Below are 11,298 nucleotides of genomic sequence, written 5' to 3'. Positions count from 1 at the left end.
GGCGGGTTCAAACGGTCGTAGCGACGCAGCCGGCCCGCGACGGCCAACGCCAATCGGGAACGCGACATCGCCCGTAACCGACTGCGTGAATACGGCTACCCGGTGGGAGACTGACGATGGTCAGGATGAACACTGCGCTGCGGGCGAAGTACGAGCTGCTCTTCGGCTACGCAACAGGGCCGATCGCGTGGATCGGGCACCGCGCCCGCCCGGCATGGGCGAGCAGCCCCTTGTCCCGGGTGACCAACGGCGCGTCGCAGTGTTCCGCGGCCGCGAGGTACGCGGCGTCGCGGGGCTGGGGCACGCACCTCGCCACATCGCTCCCCGTCCATCGCTGCGCGATGCACGGGTACCCCGGCTCCGTCGGTCACCACCCAACACCTTCGGTGACTCCCTCGGCACGGCGGGCATCGCGGGCGTCACGCTCGTCCCGGTCCGCACGGATCGCAACAGCTGGGTCGACAGTGAGCACCGGCTCGTCGCCGATGACCCCGTCCACGTAGGCGAACAAGGCGCGCAGCAGGTCCGGCCCGTCGGCGACGCCGCGACCGATGGACCCGGCATGACAGGACATGAGCAGAGCGTATAGGTGTGACCCCGAAGGGCGCCCTGGTGTGGTGTGGATGCGAGGAGGTGGCAGGCTATCGACGTAGTCACGCGGGACGTTGTGTCAACGAGCAAAGCCTCAACAGTGGGAGGGGATCCTGTGTTCCTGCCAGCGGAGGACGGCCGACCGGGAGCGGAGACCGACACAGGGTCAGGCTGGATGGATCGCGCGATCAGCGCGGCCACGGTCGTGGCGGTGGTCACCGTCGCCGCGGTGGCGGCGTTCGTCTCCTACCGGCACATGCGCGGTGTCGCACTGGACCACGGCGAGGACTCCACCGCCGCGGCGGTCATTCCGTTCAGTGTGGACGGCCTCATGCTGGCCGCATCCATGACGATGCTGGCGGACCGCCGTGCCGGCCGGAGCCGGTCCTGGCTGTCCTACCTCCTGTTGACCATGGGGGCCTTCGCGTCCCTCGCCGCCAACGTGCTGCACGCCGAACCCAATCTGACTGCCCGTGTCATCGCTGGCTGGCCGGCGTTGGCGCTGCTCGGCTCCTATGAACTGCTCATGCGCCAGATCCGGGTCGTCGGCAGGCGCCTTGCCGCGAGCCGCGCGCCCTCGGCCGGCCACCTGCGTGACGACTTCACCGCAGACATCGCGGCCGACCGTGGGGCCCGCATTGGGGCCGACCGTGGGGCCGATGCAGCCGGCAACACGCTGGGCGTTCCGCGCCTGCGTGAGGCCCACCGCGAGACCTACCGCGAGGCCCACCACGACGCCCACCGCGAGGCCCAGCACGCTGTCCACGGCGACGCCCAGCGCCCCGTCGGCGATCTCGTGCCGATCTTCGCGTCCCATGCCGCGATGACGTCCCTGGTCGGTGGCGACCTGGACAGCGGGGATGTCGGCGGATTCGACGGGGTTCCGCCGTCCCCAACGCTGGATATCGCCGACAAGCGGGAGGCGATCGTGCACGCCCTGGAACAGACCAACGGCTCCGCCAGCCAGGCCCTGGCGTTCCTCGCAGCCCGCGGCATCACGGTGAGCAAGAGCTGGGTCTACGAAGTCCGGAAAGAGTCCCACTACGCCGACGTGTACACCGGACCGCTGCCCATCATCGAAGCGCGCACTGCCGTCGGTAGCCTCAGCTGACCAGCTGACGTGGACGGGGTTTTGGCAGCCCCGTCCACGTCAGTCCACGTCAGTCCACGTCAGTCCTGGTCAGTGGCAGTTCGCACACACACAGAGCTGACGTGCTGAGCTGCACCACCGTGGTGCGATGCCTGAGGTCTCGCGCCTGGTTCGCGTATGCCGCGATGGTCGAGTGTCAGGGTGAACGGGCGGCCTGGCTCCTCTTTCGCCATCGCACGCTCCACAAGGGCAAGCAGATCGTTAAAATGCGGGGAACGGAGCACTTCAGTGGAGGGCAGGAGCGCCCACCAACTGTCGCTGTGCCTACCGGGACCAAAGATGACTACTGGCGGCTCTGCCATCAACATATTGTTCCGATCGACCGCAGACAACCGGCAGCGACCGGGTGAACATCTAGTAGTTGTGTAGCCACAATTGTCAACGCCGATGGACCCAGGCCGTATCCTGCCGGTGTGCGCCAGACATTCGTTCATGAGGCTGCCCTGGAGCTGGTGGCAGATGCCGATGAGCAGGCGCCGGGCGCGGCTGTGACCGTTGAGCTGTGTGGCCACTGGGAGCACCTGGGCAGCTGCCGATGGCCACATCACACCGCCATCCCGGAACATTCCGGCCAGTCAGTCACGATACGCACGCTCTTCGCCTGTGATGCGGCCGAGGAACAGGCTGTCCGGCAACGAATTACCCAGGCCCTGGGCAGAGGCCGGCTGGATGGTCCGACCGGTTCCAGCCGCTGGTCGGTCCGCGCGGAAGCTGTGGCCGCGCTGCGCCCCGCGGAACAATCGCTGGCCCAGCGGCTCGCCAGATCCTGAGCCGCACCTGAGCCGCACTCGCGCCCGCCATCACCCAGGGTAGGCGAGGCGACGCCATACAGTATCCAGTTGCCTGTGCCGGGACGTCAGCCCCGCGCGCCTGGATCTGGATCGGGATGTGGATGTGTCAACGACTGACCTGGCACGGTTGCAGTTCGCCACCACATCGATCTATCACTTCCTCTTTGTGCCGCTGACGATAGGACTGGGTTTTCTCACCGCGTTGTTGCAGACGGCCTGGTACCGGAGCCGTCGCCCGGAATATCTACGACTGACGCACTTCTTCGGGACGCTTCTCGTCATCAACATCGCAATCGGAGTGGTCACCGGGCTCGTCCAGGAGTTCCAGTTCGGCATGAACTGGTCGATCTACTCGAGATTTGTCGGCGACGTCTTCGGCGCGCCACTGGCGATGGAGGGGCTCGCGGCCTTCTTCCTGGAGTCGACCTTTCTCGGCCTGTGGCTGTTCGGCTGGGACCGGCTGCCCGCCCGGGTCCATCTGGCCACCATCTGGGCAGTGGCCGTCGGCGGCGTCGCCTCGGCCGCGTTCATCATGGCGGCGAACTCGTGGATGCAGCGCCCGGTCGGGTACACGGTCAACAGGGCCACCGGCCGCGCGCAGCTCACCGACATCTGGGCGGTCCTGACCAACACCGTGTTCGTGTGGGGTTTTCTCCACGTTGTGCTGGCGTCGCTGGTGACCGCGGCCGTGGTGATGCTCGCCGTGTCCGCCTGGCACCTGCGCAACGGGTCGAGCCCGGCGGTGTTCCACCGGTCGGCCCGGCTCGCAATCGTCGTTCTCGTCCCCGGTTCCCTGCTCGCCATCATGGTCGGCAGCCACCTCGGTATCGTCGAGGCGGACTTTCAGCCGATGAAGATAGCCGCGGCCGAGGCGCAATGGTACACCTGCCAGCCGTGCTCGTTCTCGCTGTTCCAGACCGGCGGCGGAAACAACGACCAGAACCCGTCGAAAATCATCCAGGTCCCGCATCTGCTGTCGGTCCTGGCGACCAGCAGCTGGAACGGAAAAGTCATCGGCCTCAACGAGCTGCAGACGCAGTATGAACAGCGCTACGGTCCCGGCTACTACATACCCAACGTCTTCGTCCAGTACTGGTCGATGCGGGTGATGGCCTATCTCGGTGGCGCTGTCCTCCTGCTGTCGGTATGGGGTGCGTGGCTGCTGCACAAACAGCGACTGGAACACTCCCGATGGTTTCTCCGGCTGGCCGTGTGGTCAGCGGTGCTGCCATTCCTCATGAACACCGCCGGCTGGCTGCTGACCGAGAACGGACGCCAGCCGTGGATCGTCCAGGGTCTGGCGCTGACAAGCGATGCCCGGTCGCCGTCGGTGGGTACAGCGACGATCGTCGCCAGCCTCAGCGTATTCGTCCTTCTGTACGCCGTTCTCGGGGTCGTCGACGCGATCCTGATGCTTCGGTACGCACGCCGAGAACTGGAACTCCCACCCGCGCCCGCACCCGCGACCGGCGGCGGTCCGGCCACGGCCCGCGTCGGATACTGAGGCCATCATGACGTTGACCGCTTTCTGGTTCATCGTTATCGCGGTACTGTGGACCGGTTTTCTCGTGCTGGAGGGCTTCGACTTCGGCGTCGGCATGCTCGCCGGCCGGGATGACACCGGTCGACGGGTCGCGCTCGCCACCATCGGGCCGGTCTGGGATGCCAACGAGGTCTGGCTGATCGTCGCGGCAGCCGGCATGTTCGCCGCCTTTCCCTCCTGGTACGCGACGATGTTCTCCGGTTTCTACCCCGCATTCGTGCTGTTGCTGGTCGCGCTCATCGGCCGCGGGATGTCGTTGGAGTTCCGCGGCAAACATGACACGGCCCGCTGGCGCCGCAGCTGGGATGTTGCGCTGACCGGCGGCAGTCTGATCGCACCCTTTCTCGTCGGTGTGACTCTGGGTGATCTCCTGCATGGAGTACCGATCGGCGCCGACCAGGAGTACGCCGGCAATCTCACCGACCTGTTGAGCCCGTACGCGCTGTTCGCCGGTATCACGGTTGTGGCGCTCTGCCTGCTGCACGGGGCCGCCTTCCTCGCGCTGAAAACCGTCGGTGACGTCCGTGAGCGCGCTGTCGGCCTCGCCGGCCGGATCAGCCCGGTGGTCGCCGGCGCGGTCGTCGCCTTCGCCGTCTGGACGCAGGTGTCGACCGGGCACGGCGGCGCGGATGCGATCCCGGCGGCCGTCGCGGTCACCGCGGTTGCCGCAGCCGGCTGGCTGATCCGTCAGGGCAGGGACGGCGCGGCATTCGCGGCCACGTCGCTGACGATGGCGGCGGTGGTGTCATCGATCTTCGTCAACCTCTACCCGCGGGTCATGGTCTCCACGCTGGGTTCGGCAACCGACCTCACGGTCACCGACACCTCGTCGTCGTCCTATTCGCTGCGGGTGATGACGGTCGTCGCGACGGTCCTGTTTCCCGTGGTGCTGCTCTACCAGGGTTGGACCTACCACGTCTTCCGGCGTCGGATCTCCCGCGCGGATGTCGTCACCCCCGCCCGGCGGACGCAGGCGAGCGCCACCGGCCCGCCGGCGGCCACCGGTAATTCCGATTCCCAGCAGGAGGCGACATGACACACCCGAAAAGCGCCCGAATGAACGCCCTGGTGATATTCGGCGCGACCGGGGACCTGGCGAAGCTGGAAACGTTCCCGGCGCTGGTCGGTCTGGTTGAACGCGGTGTGCTGGAGGTACCCGTCATCGGCGTCGCGAAGAGCGGGTGGAACCTTGAGCAGTTCCGCGCCTACGCGGTCGCGTCGCTGCGGCACAACAACATCGACCCGGACGGGGACCCGGGGAAAAGAATGCTGGACCTCCTGCTGTACATCGACGGTGATATCACCGACGACGCGACCTTCCAGCAACTGGCCGCCATGCTCCCCAGGGACGCGGGCGTGCTGTTCTACCTCGAGGTTCCGCCGTCGTTGTTCGCGACGATCGCCCAGGGAATCCGACGTGCCGGGCTGGCCGCCGGTGCCCGGGTGATGGTGGAGAAACCGTTCGGTAGCGACCTGCGCAGCGCGCGGGAACTCAACGCCACCATGCACGAGACCTTCCCGGAGGACGCCATCTACCGCGTCGACCACTGGCTCGGTCTCGATCCGGTGGCGCAGGTCCTGGCGACGCGTTTCGCCAACACCGTCCTTGAGCCGGTGCTCAACCGGACCTATGTCGAAAGCATCCAGATCACGATGGCGGAGGCCTTTGACGTGGCCGACCGCGGGCACTTCTACGACCGCACCGGTGCCATCCGCGACGTGCTGCAGAACCACATGCTCCAGATACTCGCCGTCGTGCTGACCGAGCCTCCCCCGGGCACCGCGTTCGACTATCTCGTCGACGTCACGGCGAACGCGGTCAAGTCACTCGTACCGCTGTCAGTGGACCAGGTGGTCCGCGGTCAGTACGACGGCTACCGCCATGTGGTAGGCGTCTCCTCGACCTCGACGGTCGAGACGTTCGCCGCGGTGCGACTGCGGGCTGACAGCTGGCGGTGGGCGGACGTGCCGATCCTCATCCGGGTGGGCAAATGCATGCCCGTCACCGCCACCGAGATCACCATCCGATTCCGGCCGGCACCCCAGAACGTATTCGGCGCCGAGCCGTTCGGCAGCATGAACACACTGCGTTTCCGTATCTGGCCGGAAACGCGGATCACGATGACGCTGGCCGGCAAGAAACCGGGGTTCGGACCGCGTCCGCAAATGAACGAACTGGCCTTCAACGAACAGCCCGGAGCGGACATGCGACCGTATGACCGGCTCATCGGCGCCGCACTCAGCGGCATGCGGATCCTGTTCGCCCGCGAGGACGTCGTCGAGGCCGCCTGGCGGATCATCGACCCCGTACTCGGCGACGCCGTGCCGGTACACCGGTACCCGCGCGGAAGCTGGGGCCCCGCCGAAGCAGACGGTCTGCTCCCAGCGGGCCAGCGGTGGTACGACCCGCAAGCCTGAGGAGATACCGCGTGGCCGGACGGCGACTCACCCGGCCGGGGTGAGGGCCGCGACCGGGTAGGAGCGCCGCGACGGGGTAGGGAGCCCACCGTGCACACGAACGCTGACAACCGTGGGCGAGGAAGGAACACACATGACGATCGGACCTGTCCAGCTGCTGGTACTCGGTTTCAAACAGCCTGATTTCCGCGGTGAAGTCCAGGACGAGCTGCAACGGCTCCGGGACAACGACCTCGTGCGGGTGATCGACGCCCTCGTCGTCCAGAAGGACACCGCGGGCAATGTCGCGGCCGTGCGCGGCAGCCAGCTGACCGACAAGGAGCAGGTCGAGCTCGGCGCCATGGTGGGTGCGCTCATCGGTCTGGGCGCAGGCGGTGAGGCCGGCATGCAGGCAGGTGCCGAACGCGGTGCGCAGGCTGCGGCCGAGCGGGGCGGGATGATCAACGAGGAGGAGGCCTGGGATGTGCTCGCTGAGATCCCCGAGGACACCGCGGCCGCGCTGATCCTGCTTGAGCACCGGTGGGCCATCCCGCTGCGGGACTCGATCGCGCGCGCGGGCGGGTTCCGGCTCGCTTCGGAGTTCATCAGCCCGCTCGACCTCGTATCGCTGGGCTTGGTGGGAGCCCGCGAGGCCGAAGAGCTGGCCACGGCGGAACGGGCCGCGATCTGACCGTCCCCCACAACACAACACAGCACAACGCACAATGCATAACGCACAACACGCAGGACGCCAGAAGAAGGAGGGATGACGATGCTCGGACGCTCTCGCCGGATCGCTCGACGCACCGGACGACGGACAGGCCGACGAACCGCCCGCCGGGTCGTTCACCGTGAAAGTTGAGCTTCGCTGAGATCTGAGATCTGGGACGGGAACCGCGGCCACGCGCAGCAGGTGGCCGCGGTTCCCGTCCCAGCTGTCGTCCCCCGTCTCAGCTGTCGTCGCTAGAAGGCGTCCCACACGCCGCCCAGGGCACCGGCCATGGTGTCTTCCAAGGGGTGGTTCAGGACGAGTTCTGCTTCGCTGGGAAACAGGGACTGCTCGGCCCAGATGGTCTTACCCCCGGCGGTGTACCTGGCGCCCCAGCGCTGGGTGAACTGCGCGACCAGGAACAGCCCCCGGCCGCCTTCATCGCTGGCACGGGCATGTCGCAGGCGTGGGGATGTGCTGCTGCCGTCGGAAACCTCGCAGATGAGGGTGCGGTCCCGGATGAGACGCAGGCGGATCGGCGCGGCCGCGTACCGGATCGCGTTGGTGACCAGCTCACTGACGAGCAGTTCGGTGATGAACGCCGCTTCGTCGAAGCCCCAGAGGGCCAGCTGTCGCGCGGTGTGGGCGCGGGCGAGGGCCACGACGGCAAAGTCCGCGGGCAGGTCCCAGGATGCGACCTGGTCCGCGGTGAGCGTACGGGTGCGCGCCAGGAGAAGGGCCACGTCGTCGTCTGGCCGGTCCGGCAGCAGGGCTTCGATCACACCTTCCCGGATGGCCTCCAAGGACTCCTCCGCGCGCCCCAGTGCCGTGCGCAACCGGCTCAGCCCGGCGTCGACGTCGTGGTCACGGGCCTCGACCAGGCCGTTGGTGTAAAGGGCTATCAGGCTGCCTTCGGGCAGCTCGATCTCACCCGCCTCGAACGGCAGGCCACCGAGGCCCAGCGGCGGACCGGCCGGTAGGTCGGGGAAGGCCACGGTGCCGTCGGGGTGGACGATCGCGGGCGGGGGATGACCTGCCCTGGCCAACGAGCAGATCCGGCTGACCGGGTCGTACACCGCGTACAGACAGGTGGCCCCCAGCACGGCGGGGCCGGCGGTCGCCGCGGCCGTGTCCTCCTCGTCGGTGAGCCGGATGACAAGGTCGTCAAGGCGGGCGAGCAACTCGTCGGGGGGCAGGTCCAGCCCGGCGAGGGTGTGCACGGCGGTGCGCAGCCGTCCCATGGTCGCCGCCGCGTGCAGCCCATGGCCGACCACGTCCCCGACGACCAGCGCCACCCGGGCGCCCGACAGCGGGATCACGTCGAACCAGTCCCCGCCGACGCCCGCACTCTCGTCCGCGGGCAGGTAGTGCCAGGCCACCTCCACGGCGGTCTGCCCGGGTAGCCGGTGTGGCAACAGGCTGCGCTGCAGGGCCAGCGCGGCGGTGTGCTCCCGGGTGTAGCGGCGGGCGTTGTCGATGCACAGCGCCGCCCGGGCCACGAACTCCTGGGCAAGGAGCAGATCGTCCGCCTCGAACGGATCAGGACGCGCCCATCGGACGAACGAGGCCACACCCGTGACGACACCGCGCGCCCGGATCGGGACCAGCATCAGCGAGTGGAGACCGAACTCGTGGATCTTGGCGGCCCGCACTGGATCGTCGACGACCCACACGCTCCGGTCGGCATCCAGCACCGGTTCCAGGACGGCCTCGCCCGCGACCAGGTAGCGGGCTGCGGGCGCTGCCAGGACGACCAGGTCCCCGATCTTCGCGACTGACTCCGGGCAACCCGCACGCAGCGACTGCTGCCCGGCGCGACGCATCGGGGTCCGCCCGACCGTCGAACGCACGGTCGGGTCCTCACTGCGCAGCACCGAATCCAGGAGGTCCACGGCCACGAAGTCGGCCAGGCGCGGCACGGCCACGTCGGCCAGGTCCTGTGCGGTCAGCCCGACATCAAGGCTGGTGCCGATCCGGGTGCTGGCCTCGGTGAGCAGGGCCAACCGCTGCTGTGCGCGCCAGCGGTCGGTGACATCCACGGACACGTAGCACAGACCGAGGACGCGCCCGGCCGAGTCGGCCAACCGGAAGATCGACGTGGAGGTGGCCACTTCCCGATCGGAATCCCCGCTCGTCCGGCCCTGATACCCCACGTCCAACAGGGGTACGCCGGTCTTCAGCACCTGGCGCATCTGCGCCTCGATGCGCTCAAGGGACGGACTCGCCATCAGCTCGATCGGCCGCCGCCCCAGCCGCCTGGCCCGGGAGATCCCGCCCCGTTGCTCCAGCGCGTCGTTCAGCCACACCTCGCGTAGATCGGTGTCCAGTACGGCCATGGCGATCGGCGCACGGGACAGCAGGCCGTCCAGCACCGACAGGTCCGCCCCCCACCAGCGCGTCTGTGCCACGTCGGAGGCGAGCAGCAGCCAGCTGCGACCGTCGGGTGAATCGATCAGGGAACAGACCCGCAGACCGACGTCCACCCGGTGGCCGTCGGCGTGCCGGGCGGGCAGCAGACCGCCCCAGTCACCATCGGCTTGGCACCGATCGACCGCCGCGTAGACCGCCACGACATCCACCGGCTGGTGGAGGAAGAACATGGCAGGTCGGCCTAACACCTGCTCCGGTGTGTAGCCGAGCAACCGCTGCGCCGCCGGGCTCCAACTAGTGACCGTGCCCCACCTGTCGAGCACTACCGTCGCGAGCGGTGGCAGCGCGAACGGATCGTCCCACATATACGGGACCGTTGCCTCAAGTGTATCCATCATCAGAGTTCCTACCCACGCCACCCGGCTTTATCTGTTCCCGCCGGCGGCACCCGTAACCAGAAGCCCACCCATGATTGCCAGCCAGAATCCGTGGCCACCAGGTGACGCTGACACGAGTGACATCGCGCACGGGCACGACCGGCCCTGGTCCTGATTTAGTGGGTGACGGCGCCGGGACCGCCCGTGCGCCGGCGGACGCTTGACCAACCGGTTCGGTGCCCGTGCCCCCTTGCCCGCTCTCCGTACTTCGTTGGACGCTGCTTCCTGATGCCTCCGCTCGCAGCCCTGGCCGACCGACTACCCGACCTCATGGTGCGCGACCAGCACCGCCTGCAACGCCGTGTCGACGGCGCGCGCCGGATCCGCGGCCCCGAAGCCCACCAGGCCGTGGTCGCCGAGATCGCCGCCGACATCGAGGCGGCGGCACTGCGCGTGCAACGCCGACGCGCCCGGGTACCGACGATCACCTATCCCCCGGCCCTACCGGTCAGCCGGAAAAAGGACGACATCCTCGCCGCGATCCGCGACCATCAGGTTGTGATCCTCGCCGGTGAGACCGGCTCCGGAAAGACCACACAGCTGCCGAAAATATGCCTTGAGCTGGGACGAGGCGTACGCGGCCTGATCGGTCACACCCAGCCGCGCCGGCTGGCTGCGCGCGCGGTGGCGGAGCGGATCGCGACGGAGCTGGGCGAACCCGACGGGCAGCCGGGCGGGATCGTCGGCTACAAGGTGCGGTTCACCGACCAGGTCGGCGGGGACAGTCTGATCAAACTGATGACCGACGGCATCCTGCTGGCCGAGATCCAGACAGATCGGTCGCTGTACCAGTACGACACACTGATCATCGATGAAGCCCACGAACGCAGCCTCAACATCGACTTCATCCTCGGCTACCTGAAGCAGCTCCTGCCACGCCGACCCGACCTCAAAGTGATCATCACCTCGGCGACCATCGACCCGCAGCGCTTCTCCCGCCACTTCGGCGACGCGCCCGTGATCGAGGTCACCGGCCGGACCTTTCCGGTGGAGGTCCGCTACCGACCGCTGGTGGTGGAGACCGACCCGGCCGCGCCGCCGACCGCGATCGTGGCGCCGACCGGTGGCAGGAGCGGCCGGGCCACCACCGTCAAGGCGGTCGAACGCGACCAGACAGAGGCGATAACAGCCGCGGTGGACGAACTGTGCGCGGCGGGCCGCGGCGACATCCTGGTCTTCCTCAGCGGTGAACGCGAGATCCGGGACACCGCCGACGCCCTGACAAAGCGGGCGCAGCGCGATACCGAGATCGTGCCGTTGTACGCGCGGCTGTCCGCCGCGGAACAGCACCGGGTGTTCCAGCCGCACAC

10 protein-coding genes are annotated in these 11,298 nt (G+C 68.0%); 7 read left to right on the top strand and 3 right to left on the bottom strand.

What is annotated here, in order from left to right:
- Positions 1 to 166 precede the first annotated feature (166 nt).
- Both U9977_RS21005 and U9977_RS21000 read right to left on the bottom strand, forming a co-directional pair.
- Complete coding sequence (locus U9977_RS21005; protein ID WP_322751002.1) at positions 167 to 304, bottom strand: hypothetical protein; 138 nt, start codon at positions 302 to 304, stop codon at positions 167 to 169.
- 63 nt (positions 305 to 367) lie between these two features.
- Positions 368 to 574, bottom strand: a complete 207-nt coding sequence (locus tag U9977_RS21000) for a hypothetical protein (RefSeq protein ID WP_322751001.1) — start codon at positions 572 to 574, stop codon at positions 368 to 370.
- Positions 575 to 766: 192 nt separating this feature from the next.
- Here U9977_RS21000 and U9977_RS20995 point away from each other — a divergent pair, with 192 nt between their 5' ends.
- From U9977_RS20995 to U9977_RS20970, 6 genes are all read left to right on the top strand, one after another.
- Positions 767 to 1,702, top strand: coding sequence for a DUF2637 domain-containing protein (locus tag U9977_RS20995; RefSeq protein WP_322751000.1), 936 nt, complete (start codon positions 767 to 769; stop codon positions 1,700 to 1,702).
- Positions 1,703 to 2,154: 452 nt separating this feature from the next.
- A complete protein-coding gene (locus U9977_RS20990; protein WP_322750999.1) occupies positions 2,155 to 2,511 on the top strand; it encodes a hypothetical protein in 357 nt (118 codons plus the stop codon).
- Between the two features lie 124 nt (positions 2,512 to 2,635).
- Positions 2,636 to 4,036: a cytochrome ubiquinol oxidase subunit I gene (locus U9977_RS20985; protein WP_322750998.1), complete on the top strand. Its 1,401-nt coding sequence runs from the start codon at positions 2,636 to 2,638 to the stop codon at positions 4,034 to 4,036.
- Positions 4,037 to 4,043: 7 nt separating this feature from the next.
- Positions 4,044 to 5,111, top strand: coding sequence for a cytochrome d ubiquinol oxidase subunit II (gene cydB / locus U9977_RS20980; RefSeq protein ID WP_322750997.1), 1,068 nt, complete (start codon positions 4,044 to 4,046; stop codon positions 5,109 to 5,111).
- A complete protein-coding gene (gene zwf / locus U9977_RS20975; RefSeq protein ID WP_322750996.1) occupies positions 5,108 to 6,493 on the top strand; it encodes a glucose-6-phosphate dehydrogenase in 1,386 nt (461 codons plus the stop codon). Before cydB ends, zwf begins: the two co-directional genes overlap by 4 nt.
- Positions 6,494 to 6,626: 133 nt before the next feature.
- The gene (locus U9977_RS20970; RefSeq protein WP_322750995.1) at positions 6,627 to 7,163 is read left to right on the top strand and encodes a hypothetical protein; all 537 of its coding nucleotides are present in this window, start codon (positions 6,627 to 6,629) and stop codon (positions 7,161 to 7,163) included.
- 272 nt (positions 7,164 to 7,435) lie between these two features.
- Here U9977_RS20970 and U9977_RS20965 read toward each other — a convergent pair whose 3' ends face one another.
- Positions 7,436 to 9,949 (bottom strand): SpoIIE family protein phosphatase, encoded by a 2,514-nt coding sequence (locus U9977_RS20965; RefSeq protein WP_416210722.1) that lies wholly within the window; start codon positions 9,947 to 9,949, stop codon positions 7,436 to 7,438.
- 267 nt (positions 9,950 to 10,216) lie between these two features.
- Between U9977_RS20965 and U9977_RS20960 the strand changes: the two genes are divergently transcribed.
- Positions 10,217 to 11,298: DEAD/DEAH box helicase (locus U9977_RS20960; protein WP_322750993.1), on the top strand; the 1,082-nt coding region annotated here is incomplete at its 3' end.

Origin of the sequence: Protofrankia sp. Cas8 (assembly GCF_963555845.1) — a bacterium.
Classification (GTDB): domain Bacteria; phylum Actinomycetota; class Actinomycetes; order Frankiales; family Frankiaceae; genus Protofrankia.
This window is presented reverse-complemented; position numbering and strand designations above follow the sequence as displayed.